Consider the following 17,118-nt stretch of genomic DNA (forward strand, 5'->3'; position numbering starts at 1 on the left):
GATGACCGCGTTCTAACCACAACCTCGGTGTCTATGGATCCCGACTTTCGCCGGGATGACAGACATTACTTACAAGCCTTGGTCTCTTTCACCATCAGCTTGCTCATCGCACCCGCGATGACGAAATCGTTGTAGTCCAGCGCCAGCGCGCGCGAGACGCCGTTCTCATACAATTCGAACGACATCGCATAGACCGGTGTCTGTTCGCCGCCATCGCTCGCCCTGGCCGACTTGTCGTAATAGCTCACCGTCACCGGCCAGCGCTTCATGGCCTTCATCGTGTCGTCGGCCGTGGACGGATCCGGCTCCGCGATCTTGCGGTCGGCGGGGATCGCCTGCCCGATCACCGTCAGCGTGCTGTAGACCTTCTCGCCGGTGTCCGAGCCATCGAACACATTCAGTTCGAGCACCGACTTGCCTTCCTTCGCCGCGGCAATGATGCGGTGGATCTGCTCGGTGGGAAACACGATGTCGCCGTCGAGCTTGATGGTCTTTTTCGCCGGCAGCGTCAGCTTGACATTGATGTGGTCACCCTCGCGCTCGGCGATGCCGTCGATCTTGCTGGGATCGCTGTCATTCATCTGGGTGTCGATCTTGAAGCGATAGCTCTTGCCGTCGCCCGCTTCCCAGCTGGTCGAGCGCAGGTCGCTCAGCGTCGTCTTGTTCTCGCCGCTGTTGAGTTCGGAGACCTGACGGAAATCCGACGAGTAACCCTCGCATGAACTGCCGGTGAAGTTGTAGAGAATGCGGCCCTCGGCGGCATTCACATTGGCATTGCCGCGCGATTTGCTGAGCTTGAGTTCATACAACGCCTGATGCGCGAGAAACGGCACCGTCGATCCCGGCGCCGCTGCATGGCTCAGGGCCGGCGCGATCAACAGGGCCGCGCTAACAGCCAGAGAGGCAACCTGGGAGCGCGAGATCAGAGCAGTGCGGCGCATGGAGTCGTCCTGTATGATGGAACCGTGACCATAAAGAGCGCCCCATTGCGCCGCAACTAGGGCCGCTGGGGATGCGCCCGGCTGCAACCTGCGGAATGCCATATTTCGCAGGGAATGTGGCGGGAGCCGGATGGCCGAAGGCGCATCAGGCGTCGTCCGAACGTCACTTGCATGGGCGGACACGATAGGGGAAACAATCGCGCCCGGACGGTTCAGAATTGGTTCGGGCCTAACGTCAAGCTTTGGGGAATTTCGTATGCCAGGTGCAGTCGAGCAAAAACTCGCAGAATTGGGGATCACCCTTCATGAGCCGGTCAGCCCGGTGGCCAATTATGTGGGCTTCGTGCGCACCGGTAACCTGCTGTTCGTCTCCGGCCAGATCTGCCTCGGCGCCGATGGCAAGCTGATCGCCAAGGGCAAGCTGGGCGGCAATGTCAGCCTGGAAGACGGCGTCGCCGCCGCCAAGGGTTGTGCGGTCAATATCCTCGCGCAGGTCAAGGCTGCGCTCGGCGATCTCGACAAGGTGGCGCGTGTCGTCCGCCTCGGCGGCTTCGTCAATGCCACCCCGGACTTCATCGACTCGCCGAAGGTGATCAACGGCGCCTCGGACCTGATGGTCGCCGCTTTCGGTGACAAGGGCCGCCACTCCCGCGCCGCTGTCGGCGTCGCCTCGCTGCCGGCCGATTGCGCCGTCGAGGTCGATGCGGTGTTCGAAGTCGCCTGATCTCAGGACCCAACCCGATGCGCGCACCTGACTGGCTGATCGCCCGCCCGGTCGCGCATCGCGGCCTGCACGACCGCGCCCGTGGCATCATCGAGAACATGCCCGGCGCAATGCACGCGGCCATCGCAGGCAATTTCTCCATCGAGGTGGATGTCCAGCTCTCTGCCGATGGCGAGGCGATGGTCCATCACGATGATGACCTCGGCCGCCTCACCGAAGGCTCCGGCCCCCTCCTCGCCAGGACTGCCGCCGAGCTGAAGGCCGTCACCTTCAAGGACACGCCCGAACGGATGATGTCGCTGGGCGATCTCCTCGCGCTGGTGGATGGCCGCGTCGGTCTCGTCATCGAGATCAAGAGTCATTTTGACGGCGACCGCCAGCTGGTTCGCCGTACGGCCGAATTGCTCAAGACCTATCGCGGCCCGGCTGCCTGGATGTCGTTCGATCCCGATCAGGTGCTCGCCATGCGCGAGATCGCACCCGAGATCCCCCGTGGCATCACCGCCCAGCGTAGCTATGACGATGGCGAGTGGCTGACGCTGACAAGGGCCCAGCGCGACGGCATGCTGCATCTCCGCCACGCCTTCCGCACCCGCCCGCATTTCGTTTCCTACTGGGTGAAGCAGCTGCCCGCCCCGGCACCCTGGATCGCCCGCAACCTGTTCGGCTGCGCACTGATCACCTGGACGGTGCGCACACCGGAACAGCGTGCCATTACCCAGCGCTGGGCGGACCAGATGACGTTTGAAGGTTTCGTCCCGGAACCTTGACCAACATCCAGGGGACTTGAAGTGCGACACGAAGTGCCCAATTGAAACGCGAGGTCGCCGCGCTGATCGCACATGACCGGTTCAAGTGATTGATGACATCGGACATTACCCTCGAAGCAGTCGGATCGATCAGCCAGGTACCGCAAGCGGAATGGGACGCCTGCGCGACCGGACGCGCCGTGGCGGGTCAGGCATTGGCCAACGACTTGGCTGATCTCGACACGCTCTCAAGCACTGTCAACTCAACTTCACCATCTCCCTATAACCCCTTCGTTTCGCACGCCTTTCTGAGCGCAGTTGAGACATCGAATTCAGCTTGCGCGCGGACCGGCTGGGGACCCCGGCACCTGCTCGCCAAGCAGGACGGCATGATCGTCGGCATCGTGCCCTGCTATCTGAAATCCCATTCCCAGGGCGAATATGTCTTCGACCGCGGCTGGGCCGACGCCTATGAGCGCGCCGGCGGCGATTATTATCCGAAGCTGCAGGCCTCGGTTCCCTTCACCCCGGCCACCGGACCGCGCCTGCTGATCCGCGACGGCGTCGATGTGGAGCGCGTGAGCGAGGCGCTGGCCGGTGGCCTCATCGGCCTCGCCGAGGCAACGGACGCCTCGTCGGTCCATGTCACCTTCGCCCGCGAGGACGAATGGAAATTTCTCGCCGGGCGCGGCTTTCTCCAGCGCACCGACCAGCAGTTTCATTTCCACAATCCCGGCTATGAAACCTTCGACGACTTCCTCGCCACGCTGAACTCGCGCCACCGCAAGGCGATCAAGCGCGAGCGCCGCGATGCCGTCGCCGCCGGCATCACCATCGAGGCGCTCACCGGCAGCGACATCACCGAGGAAGCCTGGGATGCCTTCTTCGATTTCTACATGGAGACGGGCTCGCGGAAGTGGGGCCGGCCCTACCTCACCCGCGAATTCTACGCCCAGATCGGCGAGACCATGGCCGATGACGTGGCGCTGATCATGGCCCGGCGCGATGGCAAGTTCATCGCCGGCGCCATCAATTTCATCGGCTCGGACACGCTGTTCGGCCGCCATTGGGGCGCCATCGAGCATCACCCGTTCCTGCATTTCGAGGTCTGCTATTATCAGGCGATCGATTTTGCGATCCGCCGCAAGCTGAAGACCGTCGAGGCCGGCGCCCAGGGCGAGCACAAGATCGCCCGCGGCTATCTCCCGCAGACCACCTACTCCGCCCATTACATCCGGGATCGCGGGTTTCGCGCAGCGGTCGCGGATTATCTCAAACGCGAGCGCAGCTATGTCGCGGAAGCCGGCCGCGAACTGGCTGAGCTCGGCCCGTTCCGCAAGGGCGACCCGGCGTCTTGACCCCGGCGGCCCCGGCGGCGACATTCGCCGCGCAATTTCGGGAGGATTCCATGGTCGCGTATGACAACAACAATATCTTCGCCAAAATCCTGCGCGGCGAGCTGCCCTGCGTGAAGGTCTATGAGAACGACCACGTTCTCGCCTTCCTCGACATCATGCCGCGCTCGCCCGGCCATACGCTGGTGATCCCCAAGGCGGCTGCGCGCAACATCTTCGACATCCTGCCGGAGGATTACGCCCATGTGGTCCGCGCCGCGCACAGGATCGCTGCTGCCGCGAAGCAGGCGTTCAGTGCCGACGGCATGACCGTCGCGCAATATTCCGAAGCCGCCGGCGGTCAGGTGGTGTTCCACCTGCACATGCATGTGATGCCGCGCTTCGAAGGCACCGCGCTGCTGCCGGCCGCGAGCGTCAAGGAAGATGCGAAAGTGCTGGAAGAGAATGCGGCGAAGCTGATCGCGGCGCTGAAGGCGCTGGGGTGACCTTGTAGCCCGGATGGAGCGCAGTGTAATCCGGGGACCGGCGAGTTGCTGAGGCACTGAATCCCGGATTGCGCTGCGCTTCATCCGGGCTACGTCCTCACTCCGTCTGAAAATCCCCCGGCTGCGGCGGCGCCAGCGGCGTGAATTCGCAGCGGTCCGGTTTGATGTCGAGCAGCGGCGTCTCGTCGAGACAATCCAGCCCGCGCACCAGCACCGTCGATCCCTCGATCCCCACAAACTTCACCAGCGACGTGCCGATCGGGTTCGGCCGCACCGGCGTGCGCAGCGAGAAGATGCCGCGCGCCGTGCCGTCATTCTTCGGGCTCTGCAGCACGAGGTCGCGGCGCGACAGATGCAGCCAGTAGAGCACCTCGAGCGTCTTGTAGAGTTCGAGATCCTTCAGCCCGGCCACCCATGGCTCGAAAATCTCGAGCCGGCACACCGGCCCGTCATGCCGGCCCTGCCGCGGCGTTTCCAGCCGCGACGTCCAGGGAGTGCGGATGCGGCCGATATAGACGAGGCCGGCATGGTTCGGTTTCGGTGCCTCGACGACGACTTCGCCGGCGCGGATTTCACTTTCACGAACCATGATGCATCCCTTGATCAATCCAGCGAGATATTCATCGCCTTGATGACTTTCGACCACCGCGCGCGGTCCTCGTCAACGAATTGATTGATCTCGGCGACGGTCTTCGGTTTCAGCACGGGAAAGCCGATTTTCTCCAGCGAGGCGCGGAAGACCGGATCATTCAGCGCCTTGTCCATGCTGGCCATGACTTTTGTCACCACCTCGTCCGGCAACTTTGACGAGCCAGCCAGCCCGAACCACACGCCGACCTGATAATCGGGATAGCCGCTCTCGATCACGGTGGGCACATCCGGCAGATCGGGGCTGCGCTCCTTCGACGACACGCCGAGCGGACGCAGCAGCCCGCCCTTCACCGGCGGCAGCGCCGTGGACAGCGTGTCGAACATCACCTGGATATTGCCCGACAAGAGATCGGTCAGCGCAGGTCCCGCGCCCTTGTACGGCACATGGGTCATCTCGACGCCGGCGATCTGCTTGAACATCTCGCCCGCCAGATGGATCGTGCCGCCCGTCCCGGCCGAGCCGAAATTGAGCTTGCCCGGATTGGCCTTCGCATAGGCGACGAATTCCTTCACCGTCTTCGCCGGCACCGACGGATGCACCTCCATCACGACGGGCAGATCGGTGACCACCGTGAGCATGCGCAGATCCTTCTGCGGATCGTATGGCAGCTTCTTGTAGAGCAGCGAATTGAGCACCATGATCGACGCAGCCGTGACGAACAGCGTGTAGCCGTCGGGATCTGCACGCGACACCATCTCGGCCGCGATGGCGCCCTGCGCGCCCGGCTTGTTCTCCACCACCGTGGTCTGCTTGAGGTCGCGACCGAGATAGTCGGCAACCAGGCGGCCCAGCACGTCGGTCGGCCCGCCTGCCGCATAGGGCACCACGAGCTTGATGGCACGGGTCGGATATTCCGCTGCGCGGGCGAGCGGTGCAGCGATGGCTGTGGCCGCGATGATGACGGTTGATAGCAGCGCGGAGCGCAGGCGCGAGGTCATGGTTTCTCCCAGGGCATTCTTGTTTTGCTTGAAGAGAGAGTATCGCGTTTGCGTAGTCGCACAAGAGCGCCAGCCGTAGGGCGAATTAGGCGAGGCCGTAATCCGCCCTACGGAAACACATCATCCCAACCAGTACTTGCCGCCGACCATCATCAGCTCGCCGCACAGCACGCCGGCGAAGATCGAGCGCTTGACGCCGAGAAAAACCAGCAGTCCGAACAGCACCGAGCCATAGCGCAACGGTGCCGGCACGGTGGCGAGCGCGCCCGGCGGAAACACCAGGATCTGCGCAATGACACCGGCGAGGATCGCAGTCGCCACTGCCCTCACCCAGACCAGGATGTCGGCTTCTTCATCGATGCCGCCGCCGAGCCAGAGGCCCAGCATCCGCCAGACTTCATTTGGCAGGAAGCCGGCCAGCACGAGGATGACGAGCGCATGCCAGTCGCCGATAAAGGTCTGCAACTCGCTCACTTGCGCCTCCAGCGATGCACGCCATAGGCGATGGTGCCGGCAGAGATGCCGGAGATCAGGATATCGACGCCGGTATTGAACAGCGACACGATGGGAAACAGCGCGAGACCGAGCACCAGCGCGACGACGTCCGGAAGCTTCTTGCAGTTGCGCGCGGTGGAGAGCAGGAAGGCCAGTGGCGTCAGCAGCAGGATTGCCGCGCCGAACAGCGGCGGCAGATTGGCAGCGAGATGATAGCCGATCCATGTCGCCGTCAGGCATGTGATGACGAGACCGGTGCCGAGCCCGTTGACGAACGCGATGCGCCGCTCGCGCGGCACCTGCGGCAGCAAACGGAAACACTCCACCCACAGCGTCACCGCGATGAAATGCGATGGCAGGATCAGCTGCCGCTTCTTCGTCTCCGGCGTCCGCAGCATCGGCAGCACCGACACCACCATGGGAAACAGGCGAATGCCGCTGACGCCCACGGCGATGGCTGCCTGAATGGCCGTGGCGCCGGAGCCGAGCGCCGCCAGCAGGATAATCTGCGCGGGGCCGGCCCAGATCAGCAGCGTGCTGAACAGCGCCCAGAACAGGCTGAAATGGGTGTCATGCGCGAGCGCGCCGATACCGACATAGGTGGCGAACAACACCGCCGTCAGGATCGTCGTGCCGACCGACCGCAGGCCATGGAGAAACGCCGAAGCCGTTCCCTGCCAATGCGGTGAGTCCAGTGCCGGTAACGCCACGATGGTTCGTTTCTGTCCGATTGATCCCGACGCTCATTGGCTGCCGAATGCCGTGCCGGTCAAGAGCACGCCGCGCATGGCGGCCTCACGCGCCCCGGTTACGCAGCACGAGACAGGCCTGCCCCGCCTTGTGGATCTGGGTGCACAGGCCGTTCGCTTCCTCGCGCGTCTGGGCGCCGATCCGCACCTGATAGAACGGTCGCGTGCCGCGGCTGCGGAAGATCGAACGCACGAGGTTCGGATCGTGATCACCTACGACCGCGCGCAGCCGCGTCATCGCCCGCGCATATTGCATTAACGCACGATCGCGGTTGAAGCCGGCGGACAGCTGCACGCCCCAAGGCTTGGCCTCGCCGAGTTTGACGCGCACCTCGAGTTGCTCGACGAACGGATTGGGCGCACGCCGGAGCAGCGCCATCAGCTCGCGGCAGCTCGACGTCTGCGGACGCGATGGCGCCTTGCCGTTGCGGCCGGCGGATTGCCAGTCCTCCACCGTCGCGCCGGTGATGGCGGAGACGTAGTTGCGTGTCTCGCCGGGCATATAGCCCGTGCCGTCGAGCCATTCCTGCACGCGGCGCGGGCCGGCATTATAGGCAGCAGCCGCCAGTCCGAGATTGCCGAACTGGTCACGCAGCTCGCGCAGGAATTCGGCAGATTTCGGCAGCGCCTGCACGGGATCGAAGGGATCGAGCAGCCGTCGCTCGGCGGCGGTGCCCGGCATGAATTGCGCGATGCCCTGCGCGCGGGCGCCACTGCGTGTTACAGGCCCCAAAGCATTGGGCTGGAAGCGGCTCTCCTGCCAGATCACGCGGGCAAAGAATTCCAGCGGCAGATCATTGGCGCGCGCTGCCGACTCGATCATCAGGCACATCGCCTCGCGGGCATTAGAGTCCTTCGCCGGGTCGGACGGCTGCGGCCGGATCGGCAGCATGCGGTCGGCGCCGGGTTTTGCCAGTTCGCTGACCGGCAATTCGTCGGCACAAGCGGCGACCGCCAGCAGCATCGCAATGGCCGTTATCGTTCCCGTGATCCATCGCGTCATGCAGGGCCCTGCGCAGGTTCCGCGCCTTGAACAGTCGTTTCCAACGGGCTAGCTATGAATGAAATAAGGCGGATACGGGAGCGAAAACCATGAGCGATATTCCGAACGCGGCCCCGGACCGCGCCGCGCAGGACGATGTGCCGATCCAGTACATGGCACGCACCCGCGCCTATTACCGCGCACTCGGCTATGACGCGCCCTATCGCTGGGCGCACAATGTGGATGCCCCGTTCCAGTCGCTGAAGAAGCCGCTGGCACAATCGCGCGTCGCCATCATTACCACCGCCGCGCCCTACAATCCCGCCAATGGCGATCAGGGCCCCGGCGCGATCTATAATGGCGGCGCAAAGTTCTATCAGGTCTATGACGGCGATACGTCGCAGAGCCACGACCTGCGCATCTCCCACATCGCCTATGACCGCGTGCATACCAAGGCCGATGACAGCGGCGCCTGGTTTCCCCTGCCCGCGCTGAAACAGGCCGCAGCCCAGGGGCGCATCGGCGAAGTCGCCCCCCGCTTCTTCGGCGCCCCCACAAATCGCAGCCACCGCGTGACGATCGACACCGATGCGCCGGAGATCCTCGCGCGCGCGCAGGCCGACGGCATCGACGCTGCCGTCCTCGTCCCGAACTGCCCGGTCTGCCACCAGACCGTCAGCATCGTCGCGCGACATCTGGAAGCCAATGGCATCCCCACCGTGGTGATGGGCTGTGCCAAGGACATTGTCGAACATGTCGGCGTGCCCCGCTTCCTGTTCAGCGATTTCCCGCTCGGCAATGCCGCCGGCAAGCCGCATGACAAGGCCTCCCAGGCGCTGACGCTGGAGCTGGCCCTGCGGCTGCTGGAATCCGCCGTCGGGCCACAGACGACCATGCAGTCCCCACTGCGCTGGGCGCAGGATCCGGCGTGGAAGAACGATTACAACAATGTCGCCCTGCTGAGCGAAGAGGAGCTGGGCCGCCGCCGCGCCGAATTCGACAAGCAGAAGGAGATCGCCAAGGGGCTGCGGGAGACCGCGGCCTGAATTATGGCGGGTTTTCGGCGGCCGGTCTTAAACTTGATTTACGTTAACTTCGCACGGCCCGGCCGGGAGCCTTCCCCGGCGCATGGAACCGCGTAGAGTCCGCCCGTCACAACGGGGATTTCAGGACATGGACGACCGTCGCAAACAGCCGCGCGACAAGGTGATTTTCGGCGCCACGGCGTCGAAGGACCAGAAGGCCAAGGAATGCGTCGTCCGCGACATTTCCGAAGCCGGCGCGCGCGTCGAATTCCCGCTCGGTCACCGCCCGCTGAAAGAGCAGATGTCGCTGACGATCGAGCGCGACGGCCGCCCGGTCTCGGCCGACATCATGTGGATGAAGGGCAATGTGGTGGGCGTGTCGTTCAACGAGACCCCCGTCTCCGACCTCGACGCACGCGTGCGCAAGAGCGAAGCAAAGAAGCGCGAACTGCAAATCGAAATTCAGCGGCTGCTGGGGAAATAACCGGTTGCGCCTCACACGCTCCCCTTATCGGAGGAGCGCGCACAGCGCGCGTCTCAAATGACGACCGCAAATTTGGCACTTCCTCGCTTGTTATTCGGGAGCGCGCAGATGGCTCGGCTAACGAGGGAATCCCCATTTCATAACTGCCCAAAGCTAGCCTCATTGGCGCGCCACTCCTGAAATGGTCCACACGCTGCCTTGCCATGTCCCAGTTCGGATGCATGTGTTTCGGTGACTGAGACATTCCTGCTGGCAGTTCGCGCAGGCAGCCAAGCATGTGCTCTGTATGGAGGAACAAGTCTCTCCAGCCAGCGCCGCCCGCTGTTGAGAAATTCGAGATGGTTGCGCGGCTTGGCGCGGTGGGGCTTGAGGCGGAGGCGTGGTCTCGCGTTTGGATGCTTGTTGCCGCGGCTTTTGTTTCGGCTGAGCCATTGGAACCGGTTTTGCTGCCACGAGCGACGCGCCAGACAGAGTTTTATCGACCTGCCCTAAGTCGCCGCCGGTGGCGCCAGGTTCGGCGAACGATGGCGATGCGAAGAGGATCGCGGCAGCAGCCGCCCAAAACAGTATGCGCAAAAGAAAGTCTCCCAGGCCCATCTGTCATGTGAGCGCAACTTGCGGCTGGGAGCAAGGGGGGGGGCGCTCTGGTGGGGCATAGCTTTGCGAGCACTGTTATTCCATGACCGCGGGAGCCGCGCGTAGCGCTGCTGCGGTGATCTCGAAGAGTGCCTCGCGCTCTTCGAGCTACGGCGGACAAGTCGCGCCTCCTCACCATGAGGGACGTCGCCAAACAAAAAGGCCGGCGATCACTCGCCGGCCTTTTCCATATCACTCGCCTGAAGAGCTTACGCCTTCACCAGTCCCTTCGAAGAGCCCGAGCCCTTGCCAGGCTTCGACTTCTTCGCGCCGCCGCGCTTGGCGGGCAGCTTTTCAGGCTTAGGTGTCATCGGGCCATCGACGAATTCGAAACCGATCGCTTCCTGCTCGACACCAAGAACCTCCTCGCCCTTCTTCAGGACGACGCGGACATGGCCGCCATTCTTGAGTTCGCCGAACAGCAGTTCTTCCGCGAGCGGCTTCTTGATGTGCTCCTGGATCACGCGGCCCATCGGGCGCGCACCCATCTGCTCGTCATAGCCATGCTGGATCAGCCAGGCCTTGGCGGGCTCGGACAGCTCGATGGTGACGTCGCGGTCTGCCAGCTGGGCTTCCAGCTGCAGCACGAACTTCTCCACCACCATGCCGATGACATCCGCATTCAGATGACCGAACGACACGATGGCGTCGAGACGGTTGCGGAATTCCGGCGCGAACTGGCGGTTAATCGCCTCATGGTCATCGCCTTCCCGCTTGCTGCGGGTGAAGCCGAAGGCCTGACGGGCGAGATCCGCCGCGCCCGCATTGGTCGTCATGATCAAGATGACGTTGCGGAAGTTGACCTGCTTGCCGTTGTGGTCGGTGAGCCGGCCGTGATCCATCACCTGCAAGAGCACGTTGTAGAGATCCGGATGCGCTTTCTCGATTTCGTCGAGCAGCACCACGCAATGCGGATGCTGGTCCACGCCATCGGTAAGCAGGCCGCCCTGATCGAAGCCGACATAGCCGGGAGGCGCGCCGATCAGGCGCGACACCGTGTGCCGCTCCATATATTCGGACATGTCGAAGCGGATCAGCTCGACACCCAGCGACGATGCGAGCTGCTTCGCCACTTCGGTCTTGCCGACGCCGGTCGGACCCGAGAAAAGGTAGGAGCCGATCGGCTTCTCCGGTTCGCGGAGGCCGGCACGCGCCAGCTTGATCGATGCGGACAACGCCTCGATGGCCTTGTCCTGGCCGAACACCACGCGCTTCAGGGTCGCTTCGAGATGCTTCAGCGTCTCGGCATCGTCCTTCGACACGCTCTTCGGCGGGATGCGCGCCATGGTCGCGATGGTGGTTTCGATTTCCTTGATGCCGATGGTCTTCTTGCGCTTGCTCTCGGTCACCAGCATCTGCGCCGCACCGGATTCGTCGATCACGTCGATCGCCTTGTCCGGCAGCTTGCGGTCATGGATGTAGCGCGACGACAGCTGCACAGCAGCCTCGATGGCCTCGTTGGTGTATTTCAGCTTGTGATAATCCTCGAAGTAAGGCTTGAGGCCCTTGAGGATCAGGATCGCGTCATCAACCGTCGGCTCGTTGACGTCGATTTTCTGGAAGCGCCGCACCAGCGCGCGGTCCTTCTCGAAATGCTGGCGATATTCCTTGTAGGTGGTCGAGCCCATGCAGCGGATGCCGCCCGAAGCCAGTGCCGGCTTGAGCAGGTTCGATGCATCCATGGCGCCGCCCGAGGTGGCGCCGGCACCGATCACCGTGTGGATTTCGTCGATGAACAGGATCGCATTGGGATGCGACTCGAGTTCCTTCAGCACCTGCTTGAGGCGCTCCTCGAAATCGCCGCGATAGCGCGTGCCCGCAAGCAGCGTGCCCATGTCCAGCGAGAACACGGTGGCCGCCGACAGCACTTCCGGCACATCGGCATCGACAATGCGCTTGGCCAGGCCTTCGGCGATCGCCGTCTTGCCGACGCCGGCTTCGCCGACGAACAGCGGGTTGTTCTTCTGCCGGCGGCACAGCACCTGGATCGCACGGTTGATCTCGGAATTGCGTCCGATCACCGGATCGATCTTGCCGTCCTTGGCCTTCTTGTTGAGATTGACGCAATAGGTCTCGAGCGCCTCGCCCTTCTTCTTGGCCTCGTCGCCGCCCTTGGTCTCGGTCTCTTCATCGACGCCGCGCACCGGCCGCGCTTCGGACACACCCGGACGCTTGGCGATGCCATGGCTGATGTAATTGACCGCGTCGTAGCGCGTCATGTCCTGCTCCTGCAGGAAATAGGCGGCATGGCTCTCGCGTTCGGCGAAGATCGCGATCAGCACATTGGCGCCGGTCACTTCCTCGCGACCGGACGACTGCACATGAATGACCGCGCGCTGGATCACGCGCTGGAAACCGGCGGTCGGCTTGGCGTCATCGCTGCCATCCGTCACCAGGTTTTCGAATTCGGTTTCGAGATAATTGACCAGACTGCCGCGCAGCTTGTCGAGATCGACACTGCAGGCCCGCATCACCGCTGCTGCGTCAGAGTCATCCACCAGCGACAGCAGAAGATGTTCCAGCGTCGCATACTGGTGATGGCGCTCATTCGCGATCGAAAGCGCCCGGTGCAGCGATTGTTCTAGGCTTTGAGAAAAAGTTGGCATTCCGCGTCCTCTTTGGCCCCCACCATCATGGCCATCGTTGCCCTCGCAGGCAACAAGAACCTTTCTGCATATAGTGCGGAACGATCGTGGCGAAAGGCCGGTTCCGGTGCTTAACCTCTGGCACCGTCATTCGGTATCGCTGCGCGCCGTTTCATGGCACGCTGCGGGTGATGGATGTGCAAGCGGGCGCAGCTTTGTGCTGCCGTATGGCTGTCAGGCGCCCTGCCCGGCTCAGCTTGGAATAGGTGCAATCCGCGCGCTGTTGCGCATGCCGGTGCCGCGTTATTTCTTTTCCATCACGCATTGCAGGGGATGCTGATGCTTGCGCGCGAAATCCATCACCTGCGTCACTTTGGTTTCGGCAATCTCGTAGGTGAACACGCCGCACTCGCCGATGCCATGGTGATGGACATGCAGCATGATCTGCGTCGCCGCTTCCACGTCCTTCTGGAAAAACTTCTCCAGCACGTGAACGACGAATTCCATCGGCGTGTAATCGTCATTGAGGATCAGCACGCGATAAAGATTGGGCCGCTTGGTCTTCGGCTTGGTCTTGGTGATGACCGAGGTCGACGGCCCCTGGCCGCCCGTGCGGTTGTCGTCGTCAGCCATGGCGCGCGTGATGGCACGCGGCGCGCCGGCACCTGCCTGCTGCGTCCGGGTGACGGGCGGCCGGCTGCCGTCGGGCGTGGATGTTGGAACTGCTTGAACCATGACGTCTGTATAGGTGTCCCCGGCGGGGATTGACCAGCCCGGACGGGCCGAAGTCCCCGGAATTGCGTCCCGTTAGCCTCATCAATGGGCAACCGGGATCGTCGCCACACTGTTGCCGCACCGGATCCAGCCAAATTGGCCTTTCCGGCGCCCGGCCGAGACCGAACTGGCAGAGCCGATATGGGCGCCAGCGCGGCATTCCGCAACCGTGGAGGTCTCGGGCACGTCCCAAGCCTGCTATCCACACACGCCCCGGCGGACGGTTAATGGATCCTGCGCAATTGCATCGAGGTGCTGCATCTGCGGTTTAACCGCTGTTGACGATGATACCGAACAGGCGCGTCCCGGGCTACCGATACACCGCCTTTTACCGATTTTCCGCGGAGACCTTTACCACCCGTTTAGCCACGTCCCGCGAAATAGCCGCCATCAAACCATTTTGGCGGTCACCATGTTCTCCCGTTCAATTTCAGACCAGGCGTCACGCGCAGCTCGGCGGTTCACCCGCGACGAGCGCGGCAATGTGGCGATGATTTTTGCCGTCGCGCTGGTGCCTCTCCTGGGCTTCGTGGGCGCAGCCATCGACTACTCGCGGACGACTGCGGCGCGATCATCCATGAAGGTCGCGCTGGATTCGGCGGCGCTCATGGTGTCGAAGGATCTCGGCTCCAATCCGACCATGTCGGCCGCCGAAATCTCGACAAAGGCGACCAACTATTTCAACGCGCTCTACACCAGCAACTTGTCGGGCCCGATTATCGTCACCGCGAAATACACGACCAATACGAAGGATGGCTCGACGGTCACCGTGACCGGCTCCGGCGCCGTCGACACCAATTTCATGCGGATGGTCGGCTTCCCGCAAATGGGCATCGTCGGCGGCTCCACGACGACGTGGGGCTCCACGCGCATGCGCATCGCCATGGCGCTCGATGTCACGGGCTCGATGGGCCAGAAGGGAAAATTGAAGGCGATGCAGGATGCCGCCAAGAACCTGATCGATACGCTGAGCAAATCGTCCCGCATGACCGAAGATGTCTACATCTCGATCGTGCCATTCGCGCAGATGGTCAATGTCGGCTCCAGCAACAGGAACGCCAGCTGGCTGAAGTGGGACGTCTATGACGATACGGCCGGATACTGCAGCAAAAGCAGGTACGGCACCAAGACCGACTGCAGCAATGCCGGTTATTACTGGTATGCGACAAGCCGCAACAGCTGGAACGGCTGCGTTACCGATCGCGACAAGCCTAACGACACCACGAATACGGCAGCAACGTCAGCAGCGACACGCTTTCCCGCCTACCAATACAGCACCTGCCCCGAACCCATCCTCGGCATGACGTCGGCCTATGGCAGCAACAACGTGCAGACGCTGAAGGACAAGATCGACGCACTCGATGATGGCGGCGGCACCAACCAGCCGATCGGCATGGCCTGGGCCTGGTGGACGCTGCAGACCGGCACCGATCCGTTCCCGGCACCGGCAAAGGACTCGAACTACAAATATACCGACGCGATCATTCTGTTGTCGGACGGAGAGAACACGATCAACCGATGGGATGGCAACGGCAGCACTCGATCGCCCGAAGTCGATGCTCGGCAGAAGATCCTCTGCGACAACATCAGGGCCGAACAGGTCGATGGCAAGCGCAAGACGACCATCTACACCATCCAGGTGAACACCGATGGCGGGCCGGATTATGAGGTTCTCAAATACTGCGCTGACGCTGGCCAGTTCTTTGCCACCACCGACGCAGCCGGCATTGCCACCGCCTTTGCCGCGATCGGCAACTCTCTCAATGCATTGCGCGTGTCGCGCTGAGGAAGCTCGCTCCGACCACGTAAAACGCCCGGCCATTTCTGGCCGGGCGTTTTTGCTTTGCGTTCGTCGGCGTCTCAGGCAGCCGACGTCATCTTGGCCATGAAGCCTTCGAACGGCTTGCAGGCCTGTTTGGCGAGATCGGCATAGAGACCGCCGATCTTCTGGCCTTCGGCGACGAAATTCTCATAGGCGATCCGGGCGTAGTCGCTCTGGATCTCGATCGCCTTCTCCATCGACTTTACGGTCGCCAGTTCGGTCACCATGGCATTGCCGTCCTCGATGGACTTCTTGGCATAGTCGCCGACGGCGGTGGCGATGGCCTGCGCATTGCCGCCCATCTCTGCCGCCGAGGCGATGGCGCTGGCGAACTGTTCCTGGCCGTATTGCTGGAAGTCTTCGAGCTTGATCACGTGTAATCCTTTCCCGGACTGCATGGGCGGGCGGACACAGGTTCCAGCCCGATGGGTCAACCCGCATTTATCCCGCGACGCACAAATCGGTCAAGATTTGCGTGCACCGCACAATTGCCGGCATTTGCCGTGAATGCGGCCCTGCCCGGCAAGGTTTGCTTAACGCTTTGGCAACCCGGGCGACCTACTTTGATTCTCTGCATTGGTGCGTACCGGCCGCGAGGCCAAAATACCGCGTGAGCACATGCTCTTAGCCAGAACGGCGAGATTCAAATTGCCTTCCGTCGAGAGCGCGCTCAGGCCGACCAAAAAGACTGAGACGAACCTCCGGTTGTCGGGCATAATTTGGCCTTACCGGTGGGGGAATGAGACCGATCTGACGGGGAAGTCCATGCTTCGCACAACTTTTGCTTCGTCGCGCACCCTCCGTGCGTGCGTCCTGGGGCTTGTCACTGTTGGCATTGCCGTCGCCTTCACGGTCGACACCGCAGATGCCCGCCGCCGCCACAAGGGCAAGAGCAAGAGTCAGGTCTCCAGGGTTTCCAGCTACAATCCGGCCTTCGCCACCATCATGGTCGATGCCAATTCCGGCGCCGTCCTGCAGGCGACCAACCCGGACGCACTGCGCCACCCCGCATCGCTCACGAAGATCATGACCCTGTACATGCTGTTCGAGAAGCTCGAGCAGGGCAAGATTTCGCTCGACAGCGAAATGTCGGTCTCGCAGCACGCTGCTTCCCAGTCACCGACCAAGCTCGGCCTTCGCCCCGGCCAGACGCTGCGCGTCGAGGACGCCATCAAGGGCCTCGTCACCCGCTCGGCCAATGACGCCGCCGTCGTGATTGCCGAAGCGATTGCCGGCGATGAAGATGACTTCGCCAAGCTGATGACCCGCAAGGCACGCGCGCTCGGCATGAGCCGCACCGTGTATCGCAATGCGTCCGGCCTGCCCGACGATGCGCAGGTCACCACGGCGCGCGACCAGTCGGTGCTCGGCCGCGCCGTGCAGGACCGCTTCCCGCGCTACTACCGCTATTTCGCCACCGCCTCGTTCAATTTCCGTGGCCGCAACATCCGCAACCACAATCGTCTGGTCGGAACGGTCGAAGGCGTCGATGGCATCAAGACCGGCTATACCCGCGCCTCCGGCTTCAACCTCGTCTCCTCGATGAAGCGCGGCAACCGTCATCTGGTCGGCGTCGTCCTCGGCGGTCGCAGCGGCGGCTCGCGTGACGCCGCCATGCGCACCTTGCTGGCCGACAATCTCGACAAGGGTGCCACCCGCCGCACCGTCGCCGCGATCACCGAGCGCAGCCCGACGGAAGCCGCCACCGAGGTCGCCGAAGTC

Annotated in this window: 17 protein-coding genes; 8 read left to right on the forward strand and 9 right to left on the reverse strand. The window is 63.0% G+C overall.

Annotated elements, in window-relative coordinates:
• Positions 1–65: 65 nt before the first annotated feature.
• Entirely contained in the window at positions 66–941 is an 876-nt protein-coding gene (locus ACIQ17_RS19345; RefSeq protein WP_398470690.1) for a cell envelope integrity EipB family protein, read from the reverse strand.
• 256 nt (positions 942–1,197) lie between these two features.
• On the opposite strand from ACIQ17_RS19345, the gene ACIQ17_RS19350 reads away from it, so the two are divergent.
• The 4 genes from ACIQ17_RS19350 to ACIQ17_RS19365 all read left to right on the forward strand — a co-directional run bounded on the left by ACIQ17_RS19350 (position 1,198) and on the right by ACIQ17_RS19365 (position 4,254).
• Positions 1,198–1,665 carry a RidA family protein gene (locus ACIQ17_RS19350; RefSeq protein ID WP_398470691.1) on the forward strand — a complete coding sequence of 156 codons (468 nt, stop codon included), beginning with the start codon at positions 1,198–1,200 and terminating at the stop codon, positions 1,663–1,665.
• Positions 1,666–1,682: 17 nt separating this feature from the next.
• Positions 1,683–2,435 carry a glycerophosphodiester phosphodiesterase gene (locus ACIQ17_RS19355; RefSeq protein WP_398470692.1) on the forward strand — a complete coding sequence of 251 codons (753 nt, stop codon included), beginning with the start codon at positions 1,683–1,685 and terminating at the stop codon, positions 2,433–2,435.
• Positions 2,436–2,527: 92 nt separating this feature from the next.
• Positions 2,528–3,772 (forward strand): GNAT family N-acetyltransferase, encoded by a 1,245-nt coding sequence (locus tag ACIQ17_RS19360; RefSeq protein ID WP_398470693.1) that lies wholly within the window; start codon positions 2,528–2,530, stop codon positions 3,770–3,772.
• A gap of 50 nt (positions 3,773–3,822) precedes the next feature.
• Positions 3,823–4,254, forward strand: coding sequence for an HIT domain-containing protein (locus ACIQ17_RS19365; RefSeq protein WP_398470694.1), 432 nt, complete (start codon positions 3,823–3,825; stop codon positions 4,252–4,254).
• Between the two features lie 97 nt (positions 4,255–4,351).
• Here the strand turns inward: ACIQ17_RS19365 and tsaA are convergent, their stop codons facing one another.
• The 5 genes from tsaA to ACIQ17_RS19390 form a co-directional block, all read right to left on the reverse strand.
• Positions 4,352–4,843 carry a tRNA (N6-threonylcarbamoyladenosine(37)-N6)-methyltransferase TrmO gene (gene tsaA, locus ACIQ17_RS19370; protein ID WP_398470695.1) on the reverse strand — a complete coding sequence of 164 codons (492 nt, stop codon included), beginning with the start codon at positions 4,841–4,843 and terminating at the stop codon, positions 4,352–4,354.
• 14 nt (positions 4,844–4,857) lie between these two features.
• On the reverse strand, positions 4,858–5,844 hold the full coding sequence (locus ACIQ17_RS19375; protein ID WP_398470696.1) for a Bug family tripartite tricarboxylate transporter substrate binding protein: 987 nt from the start codon (positions 5,842–5,844) through the stop codon (positions 4,858–4,860).
• A 120-nt stretch (positions 5,845–5,964) separates the two neighbouring features.
• Complete coding sequence (locus tag ACIQ17_RS19380; RefSeq protein ID WP_398470705.1) at positions 5,965–6,309, reverse strand: AzlD domain-containing protein; 345 nt, start codon at positions 6,307–6,309, stop codon at positions 5,965–5,967.
• Positions 6,310–6,314: 5 nt separating this feature from the next.
• Positions 6,315–7,049, reverse strand: a complete 735-nt coding sequence (locus ACIQ17_RS19385) for an AzlC family ABC transporter permease (RefSeq protein WP_398470697.1) — start codon at positions 7,047–7,049, stop codon at positions 6,315–6,317.
• An 85-nt stretch (positions 7,050–7,134) separates the two neighbouring features.
• Positions 7,135–8,091, reverse strand: coding sequence for a transglycosylase SLT domain-containing protein (locus ACIQ17_RS19390; protein ID WP_398470698.1), 957 nt, complete (start codon positions 8,089–8,091; stop codon positions 7,135–7,137).
• An 89-nt stretch (positions 8,092–8,180) separates the two neighbouring features.
• Here ACIQ17_RS19390 and ACIQ17_RS19395 point away from each other — a divergent pair, with 89 nt between their 5' ends.
• Together ACIQ17_RS19395 and ACIQ17_RS19400 are read left to right on the forward strand one after the other, a co-directional pair.
• Positions 8,181–9,116, forward strand: coding sequence for a glycine/sarcosine/betaine reductase selenoprotein B family protein (locus tag ACIQ17_RS19395; RefSeq protein WP_398470699.1), 936 nt, complete (start codon positions 8,181–8,183; stop codon positions 9,114–9,116).
• 127 nt (positions 9,117–9,243) lie between these two features.
• Positions 9,244–9,579, forward strand: coding sequence for a PilZ domain-containing protein (locus ACIQ17_RS19400; RefSeq protein WP_398470700.1), 336 nt, complete (start codon positions 9,244–9,246; stop codon positions 9,577–9,579).
• 845 nt (positions 9,580–10,424) lie between these two features.
• Here the strand turns inward: ACIQ17_RS19400 and clpA are convergent.
• Both clpA and clpS read right to left on the reverse strand, forming a co-directional pair.
• The gene (gene clpA / locus ACIQ17_RS19405) at positions 10,425–12,821 is read right to left on the reverse strand and encodes an ATP-dependent Clp protease ATP-binding subunit ClpA (protein ID WP_398470701.1); all 2,397 of its coding nucleotides are present in this window, start codon (positions 12,819–12,821) and stop codon (positions 10,425–10,427) included.
• Positions 12,822–13,103: 282 nt separating this feature from the next.
• Positions 13,104–13,433: an ATP-dependent Clp protease adapter ClpS gene (clpS, locus tag ACIQ17_RS19410; RefSeq protein WP_398470706.1), complete on the reverse strand. Its 330-nt coding sequence runs from the start codon at positions 13,431–13,433 to the stop codon at positions 13,104–13,106.
• Between the two features lie 553 nt (positions 13,434–13,986).
• Between clpS and ACIQ17_RS19415 the strand changes: the two genes are divergently transcribed.
• Positions 13,987–15,360, forward strand: a complete 1,374-nt coding sequence (locus ACIQ17_RS19415) for a pilus assembly protein TadG-related protein (protein WP_398470702.1) — start codon at positions 13,987–13,989, stop codon at positions 15,358–15,360.
• A gap of 74 nt (positions 15,361–15,434) precedes the next feature.
• On the opposite strand, the gene ACIQ17_RS19420 is transcribed toward ACIQ17_RS19415, so the two are convergent.
• Positions 15,435–15,770: a phasin family protein gene (locus ACIQ17_RS19420; protein WP_398470703.1), complete on the reverse strand. Its 336-nt coding sequence runs from the start codon at positions 15,768–15,770 to the stop codon at positions 15,435–15,437.
• A gap of 391 nt (positions 15,771–16,161) precedes the next feature.
• Here ACIQ17_RS19420 and ACIQ17_RS19425 point away from each other — a divergent pair.
• On the forward strand, positions 16,162–17,118 hold a 957-nt coding region (locus tag ACIQ17_RS19425; protein WP_398470704.1), incomplete at its 3' end, for a D-alanyl-D-alanine carboxypeptidase family protein.

Source organism: Tardiphaga sp. (genome assembly GCF_044340795.1).
In the GTDB taxonomy this organism is placed as follows: domain Bacteria; phylum Pseudomonadota; class Alphaproteobacteria; order Rhizobiales; family Xanthobacteraceae; genus Tardiphaga.

Coding starts and splice junctions, on each gene's coding strand:
- ACIQ17_RS19350 (WP_398470691.1), top strand. CDS start 1,198: ATGCCAGGTGCAGTCGAGCAAAAACTCGCAGAATTGGGGATCACCCTT.
- ACIQ17_RS19375 (WP_398470696.1), bottom strand. CDS start 5,844: ATGACCTCGCGCCTGCGCTCCGCGCTGCTATCAACCGTCATCATCGCG.
- ACIQ17_RS19355 (WP_398470692.1), top strand. CDS start 1,683: ATGCGCGCACCTGACTGGCTGATCGCCCGCCCGGTCGCGCATCGCGGC.
- clpS (WP_398470706.1), bottom strand. CDS start 13,433: ATGGCTGACGACGACAACCGCACGGGCGGCCAGGGGCCGTCGACCTCG.
- tsaA (WP_398470695.1), bottom strand. CDS start 4,843: ATGGTTCGTGAAAGTGAAATCCGCGCCGGCGAAGTCGTCGTCGAGGCA.
- ACIQ17_RS19390 (WP_398470698.1), bottom strand. CDS start 8,091: ATGACGCGATGGATCACGGGAACGATAACGGCCATTGCGATGCTGCTG.
- ACIQ17_RS19400 (WP_398470700.1), top strand. CDS start 9,244: ATGGACGACCGTCGCAAACAGCCGCGCGACAAGGTGATTTTCGGCGCC.
- clpA (WP_398470701.1), bottom strand. CDS start 12,821: ATGCCAACTTTTTCTCAAAGCCTAGAACAATCGCTGCACCGGGCGCTT.
- ACIQ17_RS19345 (WP_398470690.1), bottom strand. CDS start 941: ATGCGCCGCACTGCTCTGATCTCGCGCTCCCAGGTTGCCTCTCTGGCT.
- ACIQ17_RS19415 (WP_398470702.1), top strand. CDS start 13,987: ATGTTCTCCCGTTCAATTTCAGACCAGGCGTCACGCGCAGCTCGGCGG.
- ACIQ17_RS19365 (WP_398470694.1), top strand. CDS start 3,823: ATGGTCGCGTATGACAACAACAATATCTTCGCCAAAATCCTGCGCGGC.
- ACIQ17_RS19360 (WP_398470693.1), top strand. CDS start 2,528: ATGACATCGGACATTACCCTCGAAGCAGTCGGATCGATCAGCCAGGTA.
- ACIQ17_RS19395 (WP_398470699.1), top strand. CDS start 8,181: ATGAGCGATATTCCGAACGCGGCCCCGGACCGCGCCGCGCAGGACGAT.